We start from the raw sequence: 24,230 nt of genomic DNA on the forward strand, positions 1-24,230 counted from the left end.
CTCGCGTCACTGACGCTCCCTCAGGATGCTCCCGCCGACCAGTAAGGGGACTTCACGTCGGGCCTCGGCAGGGGGTAGACCCCCTCGTACGCGGGGCCGTTCGGCTTCGACGTGGAATCGGCCACCTTCGACGCCCGCACGCACGGGCTGTCCGCCTCGAAGAACACCTGCCCCCCGCCCCGGACGCTGACGCTGATGCCGAACCCCTCGGCCTGCGCGTACACCGCGGGGAACTCCTCGTCCTTGTTCACCGCCTTGATCCGGTAGTCGCTGTCGCGCCAGAACTCCGTCACCCGGTCCAGGAACTCCTGCCTCCGCTCGGGCGCGACGATCGTCATCACCGTGCGCCGGCGCGTCACGTCGCAACTGCCCGTCGTGGTCGGGCCGTGCGCCCACTGGACCGAGGGCTCGATCGCCTTCAGCGTCAGGTCGAGCATCGAGTCGGCCCGCTCGGCGGCCCCCTGCATGTCCATGGTGCTCACCGGCTTCTCCGTACTCCCGCTGGTGGTGGTCGCGGTCGCGCCCGCACCCGTGGCCGGACCGTCCGATCCCGCCTGCTGCCGGCCGCAGCCCGCCAGTACGAGACCGAGCGCCAGAGTGAAGACCGCCGTCCGGAGCTTTCGCCTCATCGCTGTTCCTCAATCTTCAGATTGCTGGAGTGTCCCGACACGATCAAAGCGATGGCGTCGGCCGACATGGCGTCGCGCACCGGGTCGAAGTACTGCGAGTGCGCCTCGGCACTGATCCCGTGCCCGCTGATCACCGGCGGACCGGGATCCACCGGGAATCGCACGGCACCGAACGCCTTGCTCGCCGGGTCCTTCCCGAACCAGAGGTCGTCGTCACCCGGATCCGCGAGATCACCCGCGACGTAGGCGCCGGCCGGGCCCAGCGCCAGCATCCCCAGCGAGCCCACGACCGCCTGCGTCTTGGACGGCAGCTTGGTCACCGGGTCGTTCGCGGCGGCCCCGACGAAGACGTGCCGGGCACCGACCCCGAGCTCCACCGCGTTGTCCACGCCCACCCCCGGGCTGCCCACCAGGATGATGTCGTCCACCCCCGGAATCCCGCCCTCCCGCTGCGTGGCCGCCCCCACCGTCCGGGAACCGTAGGAGTGCCCGATCGCGGTGAAGTGCGGGTCCTTGTTGGTGTTCGTCGCCGTCAGCCCGCTCCAGAAGTCGTCGTAGGCCGTCCCGCCCTTCTCCGCCCGCCCGGTGCCCATGATGGCGAAGTACCCGGCGATCCCGTCGCTGTCCGGCAACTGCGGAGCGTCGTACCCGAGCCAGACGATCGAGGCGCTGGACGACTCGTACCCCTGCGCGCCGATCGCGGTGTCCCGCGCCCGTTTCAGGTCGTTCTGCGCGAAATCCTTGTCCAGCGAGGTGTTCAGCCCCGGAACGTACGCCGACACGTGCTGCGAGAGGTCCGGGTTCCCGTACGAGACGATCGCCCGGCCATTGCCCTCCGACCCGATCCCCAGCAGGAACATCGGCGGCTGAGAACCCTCCTTCAACTGCCGGTCGATCTCCTTCATCCCCTCCAGGATCTGCTTCGACTTCTTGTCGTCCTTGCCTTCGAGCTCGGTGATCAGGGTCTGGAGGTTCTGCCGGTTGGCCTGGTCGCGGACGGCGGCCGGAATCCCGTCCAGGTTGCCGATCCGCTCCGGGGACAGCTCCAGGTACCGCCCGCGGTCGGCCTGGCTCAGCCCGTCCCACCACGCCTTCCGGCCGGCGGCCGAGGCACTCACCGGAATCCGGTCGTTCAGGTACTGCCGCTCGTCCTCACGGACCGCCGCGACCACCCGGGGCCCGGACCCGGGCAACCCCATGCCCCCGACCCCCACGCCCCCGGACGCCTCGACCCACGCGCCGATAGCCCCCGCGTGATCCCCCGACGCCCACTTCTCCCTGGCAGCCCCGGTCAGCTCGGACCACTGGTCCACCACCCCGGTGACGCTCTTCACGGGGCTGCCGATGGCCTTGGCCGCGCCCCGGAGGTCCCCTCCCAGGCCGTCGCCGACCAGGGACTCGAAGAAGCCGGGGGTTTTGGTGTTGCCGGGGGTGGTGCTTTTGGTGGTGGTGGGGGTGCCCGCTGTGGAGGTGCCTGCTGTGGAGGTGCCTGTTGTTGAGGTGTCGCCGCTGCCGGTACCTCCGGTGCCAGTACCCCCGGTGCCTCCGGTGCCGGTACCCCCGGTGCCGGTGTCGCTCCCAGCACTGGAGGTGCTCCCTGCGGTGGTGGCGCTCCCGGCAGTGTCCGAGCCCTCGCCGGACAGTGCCCCGGTGGCACCCTCGGTCCCGGTCTGCGTCCCCCCGGCGGCGGCCGACCCGCCCGCCCCGGACGACCCGCCTGAGCCACCTGAACCGGCCGAACCGCCTGAGCCGCCTGAGCTGCCCGGCCCGCCGCTGGAGCCGGCCTCACCCTCCCCGCTCCTTCCTCCCGCGACCACATCACTGCCGGGTGAAGAGCAGGCACCACCGGTCAACTGGCATATGGCGTTACGTATCTCACCGGTGAGCTGGGTCCCGACGGTCGTCGCCATGATCGCCCCGACCAGTGCGGCAACGATCAGCACCAGGCCGAGGTACTCCATCGCCGTCTGCCCGCCGTCCCGGCGAGCAACGAGTAACCGAAGCCCTCTGACTCTGAACCGCGGCTCCACGTCCCGCTCCGCGCGGGCCAGCCGGAACCATCCCCGTGCCGCAGGCCGGAACAGCAACACGACGACGGCCACGGGCATCACCAGCTGGGGCAGCCCGGACACCCCGACGTCCCCGGCACCCAACGTCGCCAACGACCCGAGCACCAGCCAGACATGCACGGCAACGAGCCCGAACCACACACCACGCCCATGGATACGCGCGTAGAACGACAGCACCAAGCCGACGATCCCCGGAAGAGCCGCATACAGCAGCACACCGAGCAACTGCCCATCCACCGCGTCGACCGAGGACGCCAACGTGAGCACGTTGATCACACCCACGACCGTGCTCACGAACACCAAGCGCACGAGAACCAGGGCGGCCTGTAACGCCCTTGGCGCACTCCTGCCGCCACCCACCCTCCGGGCAGCGCCTGTTGCACCACCTCCCGGAACCACCAGCTCTCGTATGCCAGACACGTGGGGACCCCCGGCTCGTCAGTGGGTGGCAGGCGAGCCACCGCACGTAGAGGACCACACCCGCCCCGCCCCCGGCATGGGCCCCAGGACCCAAACGAGGACTCAAACAGCCACGCAGACAGCGAGGTCGGAGGACCGGGACCGCGAGATCAGCCCCTCACGGGGCCGTGGAGGCAGGCGTCGTGGCGGACCAGAAGTCGGAGTGGATGTTGGGACGTGGAATGTTCTCCATGCCCTCGTAGCTGGGGGTGTTGGGCTTACTGGTGGGATCTGCGACCTCGGATTCCCGTACGCAAGGGGTGTCTGCTTCGAAAAAGACTTGCCCCTCTCCGCCGACGATCAGCGCAACTTCAAAGCCGTCTTCCGCCACTGCGAAGATGGCCGGAAAATCAGCACTATTATTGGTCGACGTAATTCGATATCCGCTACTTTTCCAGAAGCGTTCAACAACACCAAGAAAACTACCTCTACGCTGCGCCGAAATGATCGTCATCAACGTTCGCCTACGCGTCAGACTGCAACTACCCACAGTCGTGGTGTCATGAGTCCATCGAACTTCCGGCTCAATTGCTCCCAAAACGCCGTCAAGCATTCCATCCGCCCGCTCAGCTGCTTCTTTCATATCCATTCCAGAATCACTCCCACCATGCAAATTAAACGAGGACCCCCCACACCCCGCCAGAAAAATAAGCGCGAGTAGGGAAAATCCCCTATACCACATACTCCGCATCACCTGTACTCCTCATTCTTAACCTCGCGTGCCCGGCCGACAGAGATGAGTGCAATATTGTTCGCAGAGGCACGGTCCTCCACAGGGTCAAAGTAGTTCGAATGCGCCAATGCAATTCCCTTCGAGTCGATCGGCAGCGGCCCTGCGGCAACATGAAAGCGGTGCGCACCAAATTCTTTGCTCGCAGGATCCTTACCGAACCACAGGTCATCGTCACCCGGGTCGACCAGATCCCCGGCAAGCGCAGCACCGTACATTCCGCCGAAGTAAAGTCCTGCAGCACTGGCAACCATCTGTGTCTTGGTCGGCAACATCGTCACGGGATCATTATCGGCAGCACCGACGAACACGTGGCTCTTGCCAACATTCAAATCAGAAGCATGATCGGCACCGACGCCCGGACTGCCTACAAGGATGATTTCATCAACCCCCGGAATACCATCGCCCTGTTGTGCCGCAGCTCCCACAGTTCGCGATCCGTATGAATGCCCAATCGCCGTCAAATGAGGATCCTCATTTGCGTTTGTCACACGAATACCATCCATGAATCCATGGAACGAATGACCACCCTTTTCGGCCCGCCCAGGTCCAGCAACCGCGAAGCTCGACCAGGAGTCCACCAGCTGCGGCGCGTCATAACCGAGCCAGACAATTGACGCACTTCCAGAATCCCAGCGGCGCATTCCCTTAGCTGTGTCTCGAGCTCGCCTCAAATCATTCCTTGCGAACCTGTCGTCCAGGGATGTATTGAGACCCGGCACATAAGCCGCGACATTCTTCGAAGCATCCGGGTTCCCATAGGAAACAATCGCGCGCCCATTGCCCTCGTCCCCGATCCCAAGGAGGTACATGGGCGGGTCTCCGGGCTTGAGCGGCGCCTCGAGTTGTTCAGCGATCAGCCGCAGCGCTTCGAGCTTCTCCGCCGCCTCGCCGTCGTCGAGGCCCGCCAACTTGCCGATCAGCAACTGGAGGTTGTCCCGGTTGGCAGCGTCGCGTACGACAGCGGGGATGCCGTCGAGGTTCCCGATGACGTCCGGATAGGTCGCGAGGTACTCGTCGCGCAGCTCCGGCGGGAGGCTGGCCCACCATTCCTTGCGCTCGGCCGCGGACGCCCGGTAGGGGATGTGGTCGTTCAGATAGGCCCGTGCGGCCTCGCGTACGGATGCCATGTCGGCCGCCGCGTCCGTCCAGGCGGAGATCGGGACGTCGAGGCCGTCCTCGGCCTTCAGACTGCGGAGGATGCCCGCGTACCTCGTATCCGCCTCGGTGGCCAGCGTGACCGCGCGGGCGATCCGGTCTGCGATGTCCTGGGCGGTGGCCGCGTGAGGGTTGGGAGCGGTCAGGGTGCCCGGCGACGCCGTCAGGTCGGGGAACCCGCTGCCGCCGGCGGTCCTCCCGCCCGGCAGGGGCTCCCCGGCTACCAGCCCCTCCTTCTCCGGGTACGACACCGACCCGTCCGCGTGCACACTGAACTTCAGCCTTTCGGCGTCCTCCACTGCCTCACGGACCGACTTCTGATGCGCGCGTACTTCGTGGGCGAGGCTGTTGAGTGCCGTGCGCACCAGCCCGGTCTCCGTATGGACGTACTGGAAGTTCCGGGACAGTCGGCGCAGACGGTCGAGGGCGGCGTCCACCGCCTCGCCTTCCTGCGTCTCGCGCAGACCGGTGAGGATCCGCTGGTCGATCCGGTCGCGTGCCACATCGGCTCGGTCGCTGAGGCGGCCCCAACCGCCCGCCGCGCCGTCCAACTCCCCGCACGGCACCGCAAGCAGCGCGGACCAGGTCAGCGCGCCCTTCACCTGCCGCTCCCACCGGCGTCGCCCCCACCGAGCAGGTACAGCGAGGACAGCTGAGCCGGAGACGTCGGGGGCACAGGGGACGCAGGGGAGACCTGAGCAAGGAATGACGGCAGCGGAGACGACTGAGCCGGGACGCCCGTCGACGGACCGAAGTCGTCCCGTACCGCTTGTTCCGTCGCACCTTGCTCTCTGGCGACCGCCCGCAGTTTGCCGGTGAGGCTTCCGCACTCGCCCTGCGCCGTCGACACCCGGCGCAGCCACGACTCGCGGACCACCGCGAGCTCGCCCAGAACCGCGAAGTCACCAGCTGCCTCGCTCGCCGACAGTCCTTCGTGCGCCTTCTCCATGTCGGACCGGACCGGACCGAGATGCGTGTACAGCGCCTCCGCGTCCCCCGCGGCCCGGATCCACGGCAGGTCTGCGTGGACCAGCCGCGCACGACCGGAGGCCGCGTCCCCCGACCTCCCCGGCCTCTTCCCGGGACCTCCCCCAGCCCCTTCTCCCAGTCCGTCGACACCGGCTCCCGGCGTCTGCCACCCCTGCGGCTGTCCGACCACGGACACACCACTCACCCCGTTCCTTGACCCTCGATCCTCGATCGTGGAGCGGCAGCACTGTGCCTGATCCGGGAAGGGCGACGCGCCGCCCTTCCACGGCTCTTCATGGCACGGACCCCGGTATCACCCGGGCGTTCAGGGGTGCGTCCGACTACGGTTTCACCCGAATGATGGGCAGCGCGTCAGCCCGAACCACCCTGATGGTGACAGCCGGACGCACTCACTCCGGTTTCTCCCCGCACACCACCCAGAGCAGCTTGCCGCCCTCGCCGGTCGGACCGCCGGGAAGGACGCGGCCGCCCCAGCTGTCCGCGCACATCTGTACGAGCGTCAGGCCGCGCCCGCGTTCCGAGAGCGTCGCCTGCTGCGCCGGTACGTACACCCCGCCGCTCCCGCCGCTCCCAGTCTCCCCGGAGCCCCGGAAGGGGGGCGGGATCTCCGGATTGCTGTCCCAGACGCTGAGCCGGATGCGCCGATGCCCGGCGCCGCGCATCCGGAGCGAGTACGGGCCCCAGGAGTGCCGGTAGGCGTTCGTGGTCAGCTCGCTCACCAGCAGTTCGGCGGTGTCGCCCAGTCCGGTCATGCCGTGGGCGCGGAGCACGACCCGCAGGACGGAGCGGGCAACGCCCGGGGAGCGTGGATCGTGCGGCAGTTGAAGGGTGTACGCCCACGGCGGCGATACGGTGGGTGCATGCATGGAAGTCCCCGTTCGGACGGTGTGGTTGGCGGGCCCCTACGGCACCCGACGCACGGACCGGCCGATCGGCGGGCTCGTCGTGGGCACCTGTCCCACGATCACGGTAGAGGCGTCATGTAATACATTCCCCGCACTTGGGGTAATGCATGCCCCAAGACACCCGTACGAGTGACTGGGCGAAGGGAGGCCGATGGCGACCAACTCGACCCCGACTGCACGTCGGCGACGACTCGGAGCGGAACTGCGCAAGCTCCGCGAACGCGCCGGGATCACCGCCACGCAGGCCGCGGTTCTGCTCGGCGGCAACCAGGCACGCATCAGCAACATCGAAGCAGGCCGGTACGGCGTGAGCGCCGACCGGGTCCGCGCCCTCTCCCGTCACTACGCGTGCACCGACCGCGGCCTCGTGGAAGCGCTGGCCGCGATGACGGGCGAACGCCGCGGCGGGTGGTGGGAGACGTACCGGAACGAGCTCCCGGGCCCGCTGCTGGACCTGGCCGAGCTCGAACACCACGGCACCGCCCTCCGCGCCGCCACCACCTGCACCCTCCCGGACCTCCTCCAGACCGCGGACCACGCCCGGGAGGCCCTCAACCAGAGCGTGCCCGAACTGTCGCCGCCCGAGGCCGAACGCCTGCTCGCCTTCCGCATCAGGCGCCAGGACGTCGTCTTCCGCGCGGAGGCGGCCCCGTACCGGGCGGTCGTCCACGAAGCGGCCCTGCATATGGGGATCGGCGGCTCCCGGGTCGCCGGACCCCAGTTGCGCCACCTCCTGACGATGAGCGAACGGGACACCGTCACCCTCCGGGTCATCCCCTTCGCTTCCGGCAGCCACCCGGGTTCCGGGCAGCCCATCACGTACGTACAGGGACCGGTCGCACAACTGGACACGGTGCACCTGGAACAGGCGCACGGCTTGACCCAACTGGATTCCGCGCCTCTGCTCCAGACGTACCGTCAGCTGCTCGACCGACTCGAATCACTCGCCCTCGACACCGAAGCGACCCGCGACCTCCTCCACTCCCTTGCGACGACCTACGCATGAGCACCGTCGTTTGACGGGGCCTCAGGCCGCAGGGCCGGCGCACGACCAGCGCTCGAACAGCGCATACGAACACGGACACCCCGGCAAACGCTGCGTTCGCGCCGGAAACCCGCGACTCCCCTCATTGCCCATCGTCACACAGCGTGATACACAGAGTGACCGGCGGCGGCCCGACCGCCCCCGGTCGCACCACAGGTCAGGGCACCCATCCCGGTCATGTGTACGAGATCCGGGTAAAGAGACCGCGGAAGGCGTCGTACGAGCGCGGTTTCATCAGCGAAGATAGAAGGCACGACCCGCACCGGCCGGCGCGGGCAGCGAACTACGCAACAGGGGCGGTGACTTACATGATCCTGGCAGCTGAGAAGGGCGACATCACCACCATCATCGGCGGAATCGCCCCGAACTGGGGCCCGTTCGGGACGCTGGGCAACGAGGCACGCATCATGGTCGAGGTAGTGATGGCGGTCGCCATCCTGCTCTGCCTCGGCATCGCGATCTGGGGCGCGGCCAAGCAGCGCATCGGCGCGACCGCCTTGCGCGACACCTTCAGCGCGGAACAGGGCAAGGGCCTGATCGTCGCGGGACTGACCGGCGTCTTCATCATCGGCTCACTCGGCACCCTGTTCACCATCGTGTACGGCATGGCGGTCTGACGGGAGATCCGCAGTACGTCGCTCTGCCGCCCTGCCTCCCCACCACCATCCGTCCGTCGCGCCCCGGCTGAGGTCGAGTCATCCCATGTCGAGTCACCACACCGCACCCGCACGGCGCTCAGCAGAGCTACCGTCATATGACGGAAGACCGCACACGGCTGAGGGGACGTACGCGGCATGAGCTACGACGACGAGCAGGGCTACGGAAGCAGGGATTCCGGAGGCCGGGGCGACGGCGCGTACAGCACGATGGGCGGCACCCGCCAAACGCGTACCCGGCTCCCCGAAGGCAACCCCGGTGCACCTCACGGCCGCCGGCCCGCCCGCAACAGCCGCTCGCTGGTCATGGCTGTCGGCGTGGTGGTGCTGCTCGTCGCGGCCATCGCGTTCGCGAACCTCGGCGGCGGCGGCAGCGACAGCCCGAACGCGGCCCCTGCCGCCCCCGGCAACAGCCGCTCGGACGCCACCGGCGGCACCGCCCCGACCGCTCCCACCGGCACCGACCCCGTCACGGGCAAGAACGGCAGCATCGCCTCGGGGTTCGCCCACGACGAGCAGGGGGCGCAGAGCGCGGCGGCGAACTATGCGGTGGCTCTGGGGTCTGCGGAGATGTTCCACTCGGACAGTCGACACAAGATCGTTGATTCGGTCTATTCATTCGAAGCCGCGTCGGAAATCAAGGGGCCGCAAGATGCTGCGTACTCCGCTGACTTCCTCTCCAAGCTCGGTCTGGACTCCGACGGAAACGCTCCGCAGGGCAACACCTTCGTATCGCGAACCATCCCTGTGGGTACAAAGGTCACAGAGTTTCGCGGGACGACCGCAACGGTCGATGTCTGGTACACGGGGCTCATTGGTATGTCGGGACCTGACTCAACGGACCCCGTCAGCACTTCCTGGAAGACCTGGACAGCTCATCTCGCCTGGTCAAAAGGTGACTGGAAGGTCACAAGCGACAGCCAGAAGGACGGACCGGCCCCCGTTCCCGGCGACGTAGCTGCATCCACTTCGGACGAGATCAGTAAGGCTGTCGGGGAATTCGGAGGCTTCACTTATGCCAGGTAAGCACCGCTTCCGGCTTTTCCACCTGCTTTCCTTGGTCACCGCACTGCAGTCCATGGTGATCCTCGCGTCGACCCACGCTGCAGCAGCACCGTCCCCGTCGCCCACACCCTCGCCAAGTGGCAGCAACAACCCCTGCGATCTACTCATCGGTCCTGCCAAGGAATACTGCGCAGACGATTCGGGTCAACGCGCTGGGACCACCACCACCCCCTCCGACCCCCTAGACCCCCTGACCTCCCTGGCCCACGGCTGCGCCGACGCCGCGTCCTACCTCATCGGCCAGCTCAGCAAGGCCGTCGAGGGCACCGCCACCGTCGACTTCACCAACGAGTCCTTCCGCAAGCAGTACGCGATCGTCTTCGCCGCCTCCACGATCCTGACCCTCGTCCTCTGGCTGTTCGCCGTGGCCAAGAGGGCGATCCGGGGCGTCCCGTTCACCACCGCGATCTCCGAGGCCGTCGGTTACCTCTGGCTCACCGTGCTGGCTTCCGCGTTCACGCCGCTCATCCTGTACGTCGTGGTCTCCGCCACCGACGGGGTCACCGAGGTCATCTCGTCCGCCACCGGTGGCCAGTCCGACGTCTTCTTCGGCTCGTTCGCCGAAGCGCTCACCAAGGGCGACGACATCGGCGGCGGGCCGATCATGCTGATCGTCGTCTCCCTGGTGTCCCTCCTCGCCGCGGGGATCCTCTGGCTGGAACTGGTCATCCGGGCGGCGCTGCTCTACGTCGGCGCCCTGCTCGGCGTGGTGGTGTACGCCGGGCTCGTGGACAAGAACATGTGGGGCCACGTACGCCGCTGGGCGGGGATCATGATCGCGGTGATCATGGTCAAGCCGGTGATCGTGATCGTCCTCGGCCTCGCGGGAGCCCTCTCCTCGGACGACGGCCCGGACGCGCTCTCCGCCGTCGTCTCCGGGCTCTCCATCATCCTGCTGGCCATCTTCGCGTCGGCGATGATCTACCGCTTCGTCCCCGGGTTCGGCGACGAGATCCAGGGCGCCCGTACCAACCGCAAGCAGGCCACCGACGGCTCCCAGGCCGCCGCGATGGTCAGTTCGCCGGCCGCCCTCGTCTCCCAGGGCATCAAGACGCACAGCGGCCGCAACGACCAGAACAGCGGAAGCGGCGGAGGCGGCGGCGGGCGTCCCGCCAACCCGCTCAGCGGCGGTGTCGCGGCCCACGGTTCCCGGGGCGGCGCCGGCGGCGGAGCCACTCCGGCGCCCCGCAGCGGTTCCGGTCCCACCTCCGGGACCCCCCACAGCAGCCGCTCCCCGCGGGGCGGTTCCGGCAGCACAGGTAATCCGAGCACAGGAGGTGGAGGGCGGTGACGATCCAGTCCCACCCGATCGCGCCCCGCCGCACGTATCTCATCGGCCGCGCCCGGCCGAACGCGATCGTCGGCAAGAACCGCGAGACCGGCGAGATCGCCCTCATCATCGTCGGTGCGTTCCTCGGAATGATGAGCGGGCTCCTGGTCCCGGTCCTCTCGCTGCGCATCGTGCTGCTCACCGGGTTCCCGATGCTGGCCCTGGCCGTCGTGTACGTCCCGTACAAGCACCGGACGTTCTACAAGTGGTTCGAGATCAACCGCAGTTTCAAGCGGACCCTGCGCCGCGGCACCACCTACCGCTCCGCCGCGATGGAGGCCGGCGTGCGGGGCGACGGCCGCGAGGTCGAGATCGGCCCGCCGCCCGGGATCGGCCGGATCAGCTGGCTCTCGGCCCCGTTCGGGCCGGACGAGATGGCGGTGCTCCTGCACGCGGACCGCCGCACGGTGACCGCCGCCATCGAGATCGAGGGCCCCGGTGTCGGGCTGCGGGACAGCGAGGACCAGGAGGCGCTGGTCGACCGGTTCGGCACCCTGCTCAAGCACGTGGCCAACGGCGACGGCTTCGTCACCCGTATCCAGATGCTGGCCCGTACCCTCCCCGCCGACCCCGACGCGCACGCGAAGGACGTCGCCCAGCGGGGCGACCACCACGCGCCACGCTGGCTCCAGGATTCGTACGACCAACTGCAGTCGATGGTGTCGACCTCCAGCGAGCAGCACCGCGCGTACCTCGTGGCCTGCATGCACCACAGCCGTGAGCTCGGTGCCGAGGCTTCCGCGATGGCCCGGGCCGCACGGCCGCAGGGCGGCCGCAAGCTGGACCGTGACTCCGGGCTGGCCGTGGTGATGGCCCGTGAGCTCACCGACATCTGCGCCCGGCTCGCGGAGGCGGACATCCGGGTCCGGCAGCCGCTGGGGCAGAGCAGGCTCGCCTCGCTCGTGCACTCGATGTACGACCCCGACCACCCGATCGACCACATCCAGGCGATGACCAAGCGGAACGCCTGGCCGGCCGAGCTGGACGCGATGGAGCCGACGTACCTGCAGGCCAAGACCCGGGAGTCGACGACCCGCGCGCCCTGGTGCCACGCCACCGCCTGGGTGAAGGAGTGGCCGATGACGCCCGTGGGGGTCAACTTCCTGGCGCCGTTGCTCGTCCACACGCCCGACGTCATCCGTACGGTCGCCGTCACGATGGACCTCGAACCCACCGAGGTGGCCATCGAGCGGATGCTGACGGAGAAGACCAACGACGATGCCGAGGCCAGCCGCCAGGCCAAGATGAACCGGACCGTCGACCCCCGCGACATCGCAGCCCACGGCCGTATGGATCAGCGCGGCGAGGACCTCGCGAGCGGTGCTGCGGGGGTGAACCTGGTGGGGTACATCACCGTCTCCTCACGTTCCCCCGAGGCGCTCGCCCGCGACAAGCGGACGATCCGGGCCTCCGCCGGAAAGTCGTACCTGAAGCTGGAGTGGTGCGACCGCGAGCACCACCGCGCCTTCGTGAACACCCTGCCGTTCGCGACCGGAATCCGCCGCTGACCCGGTTCGTCCACCCCCGGGGAAGCGCAACGGACCACCCCGGAAAGCACCACCGCACCACCCTGGGAAGCACCACGGCACCACCCCCACCTCCGGGCGACCGGAAGCAGTCGAGAGAGAGGGCAGCCACCTCATGCGCGACCCACTGTCCGCATTGTCGGAAGCCTTCACCGCGTTCCTCTTCGGCAAGGTGGAGACGACCCGCCTGCCCGTGCGTACGTCCACGGGCCAGGCCCAGGCCGTCTATCTGCCCACCGCGGCGCCCGGTCTCGGCGACTCCGGGGTGATCATCGGGCGTGAGGTGTACTCCGGCAAGGGCTACATCTACGACCCCTTCCAGCTGTACGGGCAGCAGCTGCCCGCGCCGCACTGGCTGGTGCTCGGCGAGTCCGGCAACGGCAAGTCCGCGCTGGAGAAGACGTACGTGCTCCGCCAGCTCCGCTTCCGGGACCGCCAGGTCGTTGTGCTCGACGCCCAGGGCGAGGACGGGCACGGCGAGTGGAACCTCATCGCCGAGGAGCTGGGGATCACCCCGATCCGGCTCGACCCCACCGCCGCCCTGCACGGCGGTATCCGGCTCAACCCGCTCGACCCCGCGATCACGACGACCGGTCAGCTCGCACTGCTCCGCACGATCATCGAGGTGGCGATGGGCCACGGTCTCGACGAGCGTTCCGGCTTCGCGCTGAAGGTCGCCCACGCGTACGTCAATCTGACCATCACCGACCGCCAGCCGGTTCTGATGGACATCGTCGAGCAGTTGCGCCACCCGGAGCCCGAGTCCGCCGAGGCGATGAACGTCGACATAGACGATGTGCGGGCCTGGGGCCTCGACGTCGCCCTCGTCCTGGACCGCCTGGTCGACGGTGACCTGCGCGGCATGTTCGACGGACCGACGACCGACGGGATCGATCTCGACTCCCCGCTGATCGTCTTCGACCTCTCGCACATCGACCGCAACTCGATCGCCATGCCGATCCTGATGGCGATCGTCGGTGTCTGGCTGGAACACACCTGGATCAGGCCCGACCGGAAGAAACGCATCTTCCTGGTCGAGGAGGCCTGGCACATCATCAACTCGCCCTTCGTCGCCCAGCTCTTCCAGCGGCTGCTGAAGTTCGGGCGCCGGCTCGGGCTCTCCTTCGTCGCCGTCGTGCACCACCTCAGCGACGTCGTGGACGGCGCGGCGGCGCGCGAGGCGGCGGCGATCCTCAAGATGGCCTCCACCCGGACGATCTACGCCCAGAAGGCCGACGAGGCGCGGGCGACGGGCCGGGTCATCGGGCTGCCGCGCTGGGCCGTCGAGATCATCCCGACGCTGACGCCGGGCATCGCGGTGTGGGACGTCAACGGCAACGTCCAGGTCGTGAAGCACCTGATCACCGAGGCGGAACGCCCGCTCGTCTTCACGGACCGCGCGATGACGGAGTCCTCCTCCGACGCCGCGGACGACCTGGACGACCTGCTCCCCGAGTACGCGCGCGAGGCCGAGCGGGAGACGGAGCAACGGGCCGCCCGTATCGAGCGTCAGCAGCGGCTCGACGAGTCGTCCGAGTCCACGGTCGCCTGAGGTGGCACGCACCTCGACGGGCCCCGGGCCCGGGCCCGGGCACCCCCCGGACCGGCGGGAGGCGCGGGGCGGTGGCGTCCCGGACGGCCTGCTGATCGGGGGCCTCGCCTTCCTCCTCAGTGCGACGGTCCTGGCGTGGACGGCCACCGGGCTCGCCGGGCTGTTCGCCCACGGCTCCTGGCCCCACGGCGTGTCCCTTCCCCGCACCCCCTCGGCCCTGCGGGAGCTCGCGGGCTCACCACAGGACCTCGCGGGCGCCTGGCCCGACACCCCGCCCGGCGAGCTCTCCGGCTACGGCCTCTTCTGGGGGCTACTCATCAGCGAACTGCTGGTGCTGGTGGTGCTCGGGGTGTTCGTCCTCGGTGTCGTGACCCGGGGCCGCGCGGTACGCCGCCGCGTCCGCGAGGAGCGCGAGGAACACCTGGCGGCCCACTCCACGGCCACGGACCCCCGCGCGGTCACGGCAGCACCCCCGCCCGCTCCGCTTCCGGTACCGAGTCCCGTACCGGCTCCGAGTCCCCTCCCCGCCCCGGCTCCCGTACCGGCGAAGGATTCCGCGCTCCCGGTCCCCGCTCCCAGGACTCCGAGTACGCCCCTGCTCCTCTACGCGACCGCGGCCGAGCGGCGTCCCACGGCTGTGCAGGCCGTGCTGGACGCCGCCGGAGCGGTGCTCGTCGTCACCTCGGACACCACGGTCTGGGCGGTGACGAAGGACGCCCGCTCCAAGCTCGGGCCCGTGCTCGTCTACGACCCCGGCCATCTCTGCGACACCCCGGCCCGCCTCCACTGGTCGCCGACCTCCGGCTGCGAGCTGCCCGAGGTGGCCGCGGCCCGTGCCGCCGCGTTCCTCGCGCCGGTACGGCCGCAGGCGCGCATCGAGGAGGCGACGGCCGACACCGCGCAGACCCTGCTGCAGTGCTGGCTGCACGCCGCAGCGGTCGACGGCCGCCCGTTCCGCCAGGTCCACCGCTGGGCACTGGGCGGCGGCGCCCAGGACGCCGTACGGATCCTCCGCACCCACCCGAAGGCGGCCTCCGGGCTCGCCGGCCTGCTGGAGTCCGCCCTCACGGCCCACCCCGAACGCCGCCGGGCGGCCCAGGAACTGACGGTACGGGCGCTGGGCGCACTGGCCACGGTTCACATCCGCGAGGCCTGCACACCGAATCGAACCGATACCGCCGCGCTGGGTTCCTTCGCCTCCGAAGGGGGAACTCTGTATGTGGTCGGCGAGTCCGTCGAGGATCCTCGCCACCACCCGGGCGCGATGCCACTGCTCACCGCGCTCGCCTCGCACGTGGTCGAGCACGGCCGCCGCATGGCCGCACGGTCAACCGACGGTCGGCTCGACCCACCACTCACGCTGGTCCTCGACGACGTCGCCGCTGTCGCGCCGCTGCCCTGTCTCCCCGAGCTGCTGACGACCGGCGAAAGCCAGGGCCTCGCCACGCTGGCGCTGCTCCGCTCTCCCGAACAGGCCCGCGCCCGCTGGCGAACCCCGCTCGCACCGCCGGCCCTCTGACCTGCCGACCGGCTGTGGGCGCCCGTCGGTGGCTCAGGGACGTTCCCGCACCATCTCCACCTCGCGCTCCTCGGGACGGGCCGGGACCGGCACGGTGTTCCCCGAGGGTACGAAGCCGTACCGCCGGTAGAACGCGGCTGCCCGCGGGTTGTCCTCGTGGACGAAGAGCCGCAACCGCGTGAGGTACGGGTCGTCGAGGCCGAGAGCCCACTCCTCGGCAGCCCGGAACAGCGCGTCGGTCAGCCCGGTACCCCGTGCCTCCGGACGTACGAAGACGCCGACCAGGTGCCCCTGCACGGCTTCCGCCGCTCCCCCGAAGACGCCCTCCCGATCAGGCCGTTCGACGAGGACGGTGACCGATCCCAGCCACCGGCCGTCGGCGGCCTCGGCGACGAACTGGGCAACGTCGGTGCCCTCGGCCCCGCCGGCGGTCCGCTGCTGCCAGAACGCGTCCGGCTGCCCGACGGCGTTCTCGTACGTCTCCAGGAACGCCACCGGAGCCGCAGGGTCCTGGAGAGCAACGAGCCGGAGCTCCTTGACCGACGGCCACTCCTCGGCCCGTACCCGCCGCATCACATGATCAGGATTCATTCGGTCATGCTGCCTACGGGCCCTCGGCCGGTCAATCGCTTTATCGCGTGACCACCGCGACAGAAGGGGTACTGCGTCCGCAGAATTGTCCCGGAACGCAGAAAACCCCCGTGCCACAAGGCACGGGGGTCTCCCGGAAAAATTGTTCGGCGGCGTCCTACTCTCCCACAGGGTCCCCCCTGCAGTACCATCGGCGCTGAAAGGCTTAGCTTCCGGGTTCGGAATGTAACCGGGCGTTTCCCTAACGCAATGACCACCGAAACACTATGAAATTAACCAACCGGATGAAAACACGGCGGTTGTTATTTCAGAACCAACACAGTGGACGCGAGCAACTGAGGACAAGCCCTCGGCCTATTAGTACCAGTCAGCTCCACCCGTTACCGGGCTTCCACATCTGGCCTATCAACCCAGTCGTCTACTGGGAGCCTTAACCCCTCAAAGGGGGTGGGAATACTCATCTCGAAGCAGGCTTCCCGCTTAGATGCTTTCAGCGGTTATCCTTTCCGAACGTAGCCAACCAGCCATGCCCTTGGCAGGACAACTGGCACACCAGAGGTTCGTCCGTCCCGGTCCTCTCGTACTAGGGACAGCCCTTCTCAATATTCCTACGCGCACAGCGGATAGGGACCGAACTGTCTCACGACGTTCTAAACCCAGCTCGCGTACCGCTTTAATGGGCGAACAGCCCAACCCTTGGGACCGACTCCAGCCCCAGGATGCGACGAGCCGACATCGAGGTGCCAAACCATCCCGTCGATATGGACTCTTGGGGAAGATCAGCCTGTTATCCCCGGGGTACCTTTTATCCGTTGAGCGACAGCGCTTCCACAAGCCACTGCCGGATCACTAGTCCCGACTTTCGTCCCTGCTCGACCCGTCGGTCTCACAGTCAAGCTCCCTTGTGCACTTACACTCAACACCTGATTGCCAACCAGGCTGAGGGAACCTTTGGGCGCCTCCGTTACTCTTTAGGAGGCAACCGCCCCAGTTAAACTACCCATCAGACACTGTCCCTGATCCGGATCACGGACCGAGGTTAGACATCCAGCACGACCAGAGTGGTATTTCAACGGCGACTCCACAACCACTGGCGTGGCCGCTTCAAAGTCTCCCACCTATCCTACACAAGCCGAACCGAACACCAATATCAAACTGTAGTAAAGGTCCCGGGGTCTTTCCGTCCTGCTGCGCGAAACGAGCATCTTTACTCGTAATGCAATTTCACCGGGCCTATGGTTGAGACAGTCGAGAAGTCGTTACGCCATTCGTGCAGGTCGGAACTTACCCGACAAGGAATTTCGCTACCTTAGGATGGTTATAGTTACCACCGCCGTTTACTGGCGCTTAAGTTCTCAGCTTCGCCGACCCGAAAGTCAGCTAACCGGTCCCCTTAACGTTCCAGCACCGGGCAGGCGTCAGTCCGTATACATCGCCTTACGGCTTCGCACGGACCTGTGTTTTTAGTAAACAGTCGCTTCTCGCTGGTCTCTGCGGCCACCCCCAGCTCACCGAGTAAATCGGATCACCAGTGATGGCCCCCCTTCTCCCGAAGTTACGGGGGCATTTTGCCGAGTTCCTTAACCATAGTTCACCCGAACGCCTCGGTATTCTCTACCTGACCACCTGAGTCGGTTTAGGGTACGGGCCGCCATGAAACTCGCTAGAGGCTTTTCTCGACAGCATAGGATCATCCACTTCGCCACAATCGGCTCGGCATCAGGTCTCAGACTATATGCACGACGGATTTGCCTACCGTGCGTCCTACACCCTTACCCCGGGACAACCACCGCCCGGGCTGGACTACCTTCCTGCGTCACCCCATCGCTTACCTACTACAAGTCTGGTTCATCGGCTCCACCACTACCCTCAACTCCGAAGAGATCGGGCCGGCTTCACGGACTTAGCATCGCCTGATTCAGTACTGGGCGTTTCAAAGCGGGTACCGGAATATCAACCGGTTGTCCATCGACTACGCCTGTCGGCCTCGCCTTAGGTCCCGACTTACCCTGGGCAGATCAGCTTGACCCAGGAACCCTTAGTCAATCGGCGCACACGTTTCTCACGTGTGTATCGCTACTCATGCCTGCATTCTCACTCGTGAACCGTCCACAACTCGCTTCCGCGGCTGCTTCACCCGGCACACGACGCTCCCCTACCCATCCATACTCCCGTTGGGGATATGTGTATGAATGACACGACTTCGGCGGTACGCTTGAGCCCCGCTACATTGTCGGCGCGGAATCACTTGACCAGTGAGCTATTACGCACTCTTTCAAGGGTGGCTGCTTCTAAGCCAACCTCCTGGTTGTCTCTGCGACTCCACATCCTTTCCCACTTAGCGTACGCTTAGGGGCCTTAGTCGATGCTCTGGGCTGTTTCCCTCTCGACCATGGAGCTTATCCCCCACAGTCTCACTGCCGTGCTCTCACTTACCGGCATTCGGAGTTTGGCTAAGGTCAGTAACCCGGTAGGGCCCATCGCCTATCCAGTGCTCTACCTCCGGCAAGAAACACACGACGCTGCACCTAAATGCATTTCGGGGAGAACCAGCTATCACGGAGTTTGATTGGCCTTTCACCCCTAACCACAGGTCATCCCCCAGGTTTTCAACCCTGGTGGGTTCGGTCCTCCACGAAGTCTTACCTCCGCTTCAACCTGCCCATGGCTAGATCACTCCGCTTCGGGTCTAGAGCGTGCAACTCAATCGCCCTATTCGGACTCGCTTTCGCTACGGCTTCCCCACACGGGTTAACCTCGCTACACACCGCTAACTCGCAGGCTCATTCTTCAAAAGGCACGCAGTCACGACTGCATGTGCAAGCACATACAGCGACGCTCCCACGGCTTGTAGGCACACGGTTTCAGGTACTATTTCACTCCGCTCCCGCGGTACTTTTCACCATTCCCTCACGGTACTATCCGCTATCGGTCACCAGGGAATATTTAGGCTTAGCGGGTGGTCCCGCCAGATTCACACGGGATTTCTCGGGCCCCGTGCTACTTGGGTGTCTCTCAAACGAGCCGTTAATGTTTCAGCTACGGGGGTCTTACCCTCTACGCCGGACCTTTCGCATGTCCTTCGCCTACATCAACGGTTTCTGACTCGTCTCACAGCCGGCAGACCGTAAAAGAGAGATCCCACAACCCCGCATGCGCAACCCCTGCCGGGTATCACACACATACGGTTTGGCCTGATCCAGTTTCGCTCGCCACTACTCCCGGAATCACGGTTGTTTTCTCTTCCTGAGGGTACTGAGATGTTTCACTTCCCCTCGTTCCCTCCACACTGCCTATGTGTTCAGCAGCGGGTGACAGCCCATGACGACTGCCGGGTTTCCCCATTCGGAAACCCCCGGATCAAAGCTAGGTTGACAGCTCCCCGGGGACTATCGTGGCCTCCCACGTCCTTCATCGGTTCCTGGTGCCAAGGCATCCACCGTGCGCCCTTAAAAACTTGGCCACAGATGCTCGCGTCCACTGTGCAGTTCTCAAACAACAACCAGCCACCCATCACCCCAACCCGAAGACTGAGTTCACTGGGACCGGACTGAAGGCAGCCATTCGGCCGTACCCTCAGATACCCAACAACGTGCCCGACACAGCCGATCCATCATTACTTTCCACGCCGAAGCAGTACTCGCAACAACCAACCAACCGTGCCGAATAGTCAACGTTCCACCCATGAGCTAACCACCGTCGAACATTTGCCGACGTAGTGGCTCTGGACCCCTTGCAGGGTCTAGATGCTCCTTAGAAAGGAGGTGATCCAGCCGCACCTTCCGGTACGGCTACCTTGTTACGACTTCGTCCCAATCGCCAGTCCCACCTTCGACAGCTCCCTCCCACAAGGGGTTGGGCCACCGGCTTCGGGTGTTACCGACTTTCGTGACGTGACGGGCGGTGTGTACAAGGCCCGGGAACGTATTCACCGCAGCAATGCTGATCTGCGATTACTAGCAACTCCGACTTCATGGGGTCGAGTTGCAGACCCCAATCCGAACTGAGACCGGCTTTTTGAGATTCGCTCCGCCTCGCGGCATCGCAGCTCATTGTACCGGCCATTGTAGCACGTGTGCAGCCCAAGACATAAGGGGCATGATGACTTGACGTCGTCCCCACCTTCCTCCGAGTTGACCCCGGCAGTCTCCTGTGAGTCCCCATCACCCCGAAGGGCATGCTGGCAACACAGAACAAGGGTTGCGCTCGTTGCGGGACTTAACCCAACATCTCACGACACGAGCTGACGACAGCCATGCACCACCTGTATACCGACCACAAGGGGGGCACCATCTCTGGCACTTTCCGGTATATGTCAAGCCTTGGTAAGGTTCTTCGCGTTGCGTCGAATTAAGCCACATGCTCCGCTGCTTGTGCGGGCCCCCGTCAATTCCTTTGAGTTTTAGCCTTGCGGCCGTACTCCCCAGGCGGGGAACTTAATGCGTTAGCTGCGGCACCGACGACGTGGAATGTCGCCAACACCTAGTTCCCAACGTTTACGGCGTGGACTACCAGGGTATCTAATCCTGTTCGCTCCCCACGCTTTCGCTCCTCAGCGTCAGTAATGGCCCAGAGATCCGCCTTCGCCACCGGTGTTCCTCCTGATATCTGCGCATTTCACCGCTACACCAGGAATTCCGATCTCCCCTACCACACTCTAGCTAGCCCGTATCGAATGCAGACCCGGGGTTAAGCCCCGGGCTTTCACATCCGACGTGACAAGCCGCCTACGAGCTCTTTACGCCCAATAATTCCGGACAACGCTTGCGCCCTACGTATTACCGCGGCTGCTGGCACGTAGTTAGCCGGCGCTTCTTCTGCAGGTACCGTCACTTTCGCTTCTTCCCTGCTGAAAGAGGTTTACAACCCGAAGGCCGTCATCCCTCACGCGGCGTCGCTGCATCAGGCTTTCGCCCATTGTGCAATATTCCCCACTGCTGCCTCCCGTAGGAGTCTGGGCCGTGTCTCAGTCCCAGTGTGGCCGGTCGCCCTCTCAGGCCGGCTACCCGTCGTCGCCTTGGTAGGCCATTACCCCACCAACAAGCTGATAGGCCGCGGGCTCATCCTTCACCGCCGGAGCTTTTAACCCCGTCCCATGCGGGACAGAGTGTTATCCGGTATTAGACCCCGTTTCCAGGGCTTGTCCCAGAGTGAAGGGCAGATTGCCCACGTGTTACTCACCCGTTCGCCACTAATCCACCCCGAAAGGCTTCATCGTTCGACTTGCATGTGTTAAGCACGCCGCCAGCGTTCGTCCTGAGCCAGGATCAAACTCTCCGTGAATGTTTTCCCGTAATCGGGATCACAACACGAGAGCGGAACGACCAGGTCGGAATATGACCGGTCGTTCACAGCGTCCTCGCTGTTGTTGCCCACCAGGCGGTTAAGCACCGGTAGGACTTTTCAAAGGAACCACCAACCTGCCGAAGCAGGCCGGGGTATCAACATATCTGGCGTTGACTTTTGGCACGCTGTTGAGTTCTCAAGGAACGGACGCTTCCTTCGGTCCCGTTTCACCGGGGCCCTCCGGGCGCTTCCCTTCGTTCTTGCGTTTCCGACTCTATCAGACTCTTATCTGTCCGATTCCCGGTCGAAGCGGGTCAAGCGGTTTTCGCTTTCCAGTTCTTCGCTTTCGCGTTTCCCTTTCCGGCGAGTCCGACTCTATCAGATCCTTTCGGGCCTGATTCCCAGTCAGCGGGCTTGTCCTCCGGGCCGTTGCGGCCCTTCCGACGTCCCAAACTCTAGCGGTTCTTCCCGGCGGCTCATAATCGGGCCTTCGAAATGAATTCCGGCATGCCGAAATTATCCCGAGTGGGAGTTCGTACAGAGTTTGGTTGCCGCTGTCCGCGGCGGGATCGGCTGTCCCGAAACCTTCCGGCTCCTTGACAACTCGGAGAACTTTACGGATCGAGGGATGCGGTGTCAACCCTGGCAGGTGGGGGCAGGGCGGGCCCGGCGACGGCACCGTCGAGAGCGCGCCCAGGAGACTCAGGAGAGGTCGGTGAGCCGGCCGTCCGCGTCGGGCTGGGCTTCCTCCACCCGGCGCAGCAGTCGGATCAGGAGATCGCTGAGGACTCCGCGTTCGTCGCCGGAAAGGTCCTGGAGGACGTCCTCCTCGAAGACGGTCGCCATGCGCATCGCCTCCAGCCACTTCGCACGGCCCTCGTCGGTGACCTCCACGATGACGCGTACCCGGTTGTTCTCGTCCCGGTCGCGGGTGACGAGGCCCTCGGCCGCCATGCGGTCGATGCGGTGCGTCATGGCGGCGGGGGTGAGCCCGAGGCGCTTCGCGAGTTCGCCGGGGCCCAGGCGGTAGGGGCTGCCGACGAGCACGAGGGTCTTGAGGACCTCCCACTCGGCGTTGCTGATGCCCAGGGCCGCGAGCTGCCTGCCGTACGCGACGTTCATCCGGCGGTTGAGCCGGCCCAGCGCGGAGACGACCTGCTCGACCTGCGGGTCCAGGTCACTGAATTCGCGCTGGTAGGCGGCGATCTGCTCGTCGAGGCTCGGCTCGTCGGGATCCGGCTCCGTGGTTTCGGACATGGCGGGCAGTATCGCACGCAAGTCCACACCCTTCGAAGTCCTTCGAGGTACATTGTTGAAGTTCTAACTTTAGTGTTAAAGTCTTTGGGTCTGTGTAGTTCGGGGGCGCAGTGTGCCGCCCCGTGATCGTGGGGTAGGTGAGTGTGACCAGGGAGATGGGCGCAGCGCTGCGGCGGATCCAGCTGGGTAGCGCGCTGAGCGCGTTCGGCACCGGGTTCACGGTTCCGTATCTGTACGTCTACGTGGCGCAGGTACGGGGTCTCGGCGCCGGTACGGCGGGAGTCGTGCTGGCGGTCTTCGCCATGGCAGCACTGGTCGTCCTGCCGTTCACCGGGCGGGTCATCGACCGGCGCGGTCCGCTTCCGGTGCTCATGGGCGCCTCGGTCGTGGCGTCCGCCGGTGTCGCGTCGCTCGGCTTCGCGGGCGGGGTGACGACGGCGGTGCTGTCGGCCGCCGTGCTCGGCGCGGGTGCCGCCGTGATGCAGCCGGCGCTGGCGACCCTGCTCGTCCGCTCCTCCACCAGCACGACCCGTACCCGCGCCTTCGCCATGCAATTCTTCCTGCAGAACCTGGGCATGGGCATCGGCGGGCTGGTCGGCGGACAGATCGTCGACACGGACCGGCCGGGGACGTTCACCCTGCTCTTCGTGGTCGAGGCCGTCATGTTCCTGGTGCTCGGCGCCGTCGTGAGCACCGTACGGCTGCCCCATGTCCCCGTGACGTCCCGTTCCGTCGACGGGGTGCCTGCCGCCGCCGGAGCGGGTGGGCTGCGGGCGATGGTGTCGCACCGGGCCATGGTCCAGCTCTGCGTCCTGGGCTTCGTGGTGTTCTTCGCCTGTTACGGCCAGTTCGAGTCGGGGCTCGCGGCGTACGGCACCGAGGCGGCCGGAATCGAGCCGTCCGCGCTGGGGCTGGCGCTGGCCGCGAACACCGCCGCCATCGTCGTCGCGCAGTTCGTCGTGCTGCGGCTGGTGGAGCGGCGCAAGCGCAGCCGGGTGATCGCCGGAGTCGGCCTGATCTGGGCCTTCGCCTGGATCGTGGCCGGCTACGCGGGCCTCGGGCACGGCAGCCAGACGATGGCGACAGCCGCGATGATCTCGACGTACGCCCTCTTCGGGCTGGGCGAGTCGATGCTGTCGCCGACCGTCGCCCCACTGGTCGCCGACTTGGCGCCGGAGTCGATGGTCGGGCAGTACAACTCCGCGTTCGCCCTGTGCAAGCAGCTCGCGCTGGCGGTCGGACCCGCGGTCGGCGGTCCGATGGGTGCCTCGCTGCACGCCCCGTACATCGTGACGTTCGTCGTGGTGTCGCTGGGGATCACGGTGCTGGCGCTGCGGCTGGGCCGGCGGCTCACCCCCGTGCAGGACCAGCCCTCGCTCGCCGTGCACTCACGGGTGGTCGCGGTGTCCGTGCCGGAGAGCGCGGTGCCCGTACCGGCTCCCGCGCCGATCGTCTGAGGGAGC

15 protein-coding genes and 3 rRNA genes are annotated in these 24,230 nt (G+C 66.2%); 8 read left to right on the forward strand and 10 right to left on the reverse strand.

Going from position 1 to position 24,230, the window contains the following annotated elements; all coding sequences use genetic code 11:
- Positions 1–20 precede the first annotated feature (20 nt).
- The 5 genes from OG599_RS15750 to OG599_RS15770 all read right to left on the reverse strand — a co-directional run bounded on the left by OG599_RS15750 (position 21) and on the right by OG599_RS15770 (position 6,901).
- Positions 21–629, reverse strand: coding sequence for a hypothetical protein (locus tag OG599_RS15750; RefSeq protein WP_327176614.1), 609 nt, complete (start codon positions 627–629; stop codon positions 21–23).
- Positions 626–2,992, reverse strand: a complete 2,367-nt coding sequence (locus OG599_RS15755) for an alpha/beta hydrolase (protein WP_327176615.1) — start codon at positions 2,990–2,992, stop codon at positions 626–628. The genes OG599_RS15750 and OG599_RS15755 overlap by 4 nt, the downstream gene beginning before the upstream one ends.
- 283 nt (positions 2,993–3,275) lie before the next feature.
- On the reverse strand, positions 3,276–3,611 hold the full coding sequence (locus OG599_RS15760) for a hypothetical protein (RefSeq protein WP_327176616.1): 336 nt from the start codon (positions 3,609–3,611) through the stop codon (positions 3,276–3,278).
- Between the two features lie 236 nt (positions 3,612–3,847).
- Positions 3,848–5,647: an alpha/beta hydrolase gene (locus OG599_RS15765; RefSeq protein WP_327176617.1), complete on the reverse strand. Its 1,800-nt coding sequence runs from the start codon at positions 5,645–5,647 to the stop codon at positions 3,848–3,850.
- A 777-nt stretch (positions 5,648–6,424) separates the two neighbouring features.
- A complete protein-coding gene (locus OG599_RS15770) occupies positions 6,425–6,901 on the reverse strand; it encodes an ATP-binding protein (RefSeq protein WP_327176618.1) in 477 nt (158 codons plus the stop codon).
- 190 nt (positions 6,902–7,091) lie between these two features.
- Between OG599_RS15770 and OG599_RS15775 the strand changes: the two genes are divergently transcribed.
- From OG599_RS15775 to OG599_RS15805, 7 genes are all read left to right on the forward strand, one after another.
- Positions 7,092–7,946 carry a helix-turn-helix domain-containing protein gene (locus OG599_RS15775; RefSeq protein ID WP_327176619.1) on the forward strand — a complete coding sequence of 285 codons (855 nt, stop codon included), beginning with the start codon at positions 7,092–7,094 and terminating at the stop codon, positions 7,944–7,946.
- Positions 7,947–8,293: 347 nt separating this feature from the next.
- Complete coding sequence (locus OG599_RS15780) at positions 8,294–8,602, forward strand: hypothetical protein (RefSeq protein ID WP_266706183.1); 309 nt, start codon at positions 8,294–8,296, stop codon at positions 8,600–8,602.
- Between the two features lie 177 nt (positions 8,603–8,779).
- The gene (locus OG599_RS15785) at positions 8,780–9,667 is read left to right on the forward strand and encodes a hypothetical protein (protein ID WP_327176620.1); all 888 of its coding nucleotides are present in this window, start codon (positions 8,780–8,782) and stop codon (positions 9,665–9,667) included.
- Positions 9,668–9,719: 52 nt separating this feature from the next.
- Complete coding sequence (locus tag OG599_RS15790) at positions 9,720–10,997, forward strand: hypothetical protein (protein WP_442809682.1); 1,278 nt, start codon at positions 9,720–9,722, stop codon at positions 10,995–10,997.
- Positions 10,994–12,544 carry an SCO6880 family protein gene (locus tag OG599_RS15795; protein ID WP_327176622.1) on the forward strand — a complete coding sequence of 517 codons (1,551 nt, stop codon included), beginning with the start codon at positions 10,994–10,996 and terminating at the stop codon, positions 12,542–12,544. Before OG599_RS15790 ends, OG599_RS15795 begins: the two co-directional genes overlap by 4 nt.
- A gap of 133 nt (positions 12,545–12,677) precedes the next feature.
- On the forward strand, positions 12,678–14,114 hold the full coding sequence (locus OG599_RS15800; protein WP_327176623.1) for an ATP-binding protein: 1,437 nt from the start codon (positions 12,678–12,680) through the stop codon (positions 14,112–14,114).
- A 1-nt stretch (position 14,115) separates the two neighbouring features.
- Positions 14,116–15,633, forward strand: coding sequence for a type IV secretory system conjugative DNA transfer family protein (locus OG599_RS15805; RefSeq protein ID WP_327176624.1), 1,518 nt, complete (start codon positions 14,116–14,118; stop codon positions 15,631–15,633).
- Between the two features lie 33 nt (positions 15,634–15,666).
- Here the strand turns inward: OG599_RS15805 and OG599_RS15810 are convergent, their stop codons facing one another.
- From OG599_RS15810 to OG599_RS15830, 5 genes are all read right to left on the reverse strand, one after another.
- Complete coding sequence (locus OG599_RS15810) at positions 15,667–16,224, reverse strand: GNAT family N-acetyltransferase (RefSeq protein WP_327176625.1); 558 nt, start codon at positions 16,222–16,224, stop codon at positions 15,667–15,669.
- A gap of 144 nt (positions 16,225–16,368) precedes the next feature.
- Positions 16,369–16,485, reverse strand: a 5S ribosomal RNA gene (rrf, locus tag OG599_RS15815).
- Positions 16,486–16,561: 76 nt separating this feature from the next.
- Positions 16,562–19,687, reverse strand: a 23S ribosomal RNA gene (locus tag OG599_RS15820).
- A 294-nt stretch (positions 19,688–19,981) separates the two neighbouring features.
- Positions 19,982–21,507, reverse strand: a 16S ribosomal RNA gene (locus OG599_RS15825).
- Together the 16S, 23S and 5S rRNA genes form the textbook arrangement of a ribosomal RNA operon.
- 705 nt (positions 21,508–22,212) lie before the next feature.
- Positions 22,213–22,767 carry a MarR family winged helix-turn-helix transcriptional regulator gene (locus OG599_RS15830; RefSeq protein WP_327176626.1) on the reverse strand — a complete coding sequence of 185 codons (555 nt, stop codon included), beginning with the start codon at positions 22,765–22,767 and terminating at the stop codon, positions 22,213–22,215.
- A 155-nt stretch (positions 22,768–22,922) separates the two neighbouring features.
- Between OG599_RS15830 and OG599_RS15835 the strand changes: the two genes are divergently transcribed.
- A complete protein-coding gene (locus tag OG599_RS15835) occupies positions 22,923–24,224 on the forward strand; it encodes an MFS transporter (RefSeq protein WP_327180054.1) in 1,302 nt (433 codons plus the stop codon).
- Positions 24,225–24,230: the final 6 nt, after the last annotated feature.

It is taken from the genome of Streptomyces sp. NBC_01335 (genome assembly GCF_035953295.1).
GTDB lineage: Bacteria > Actinomycetota > Actinomycetes > Streptomycetales > Streptomycetaceae > Streptomyces.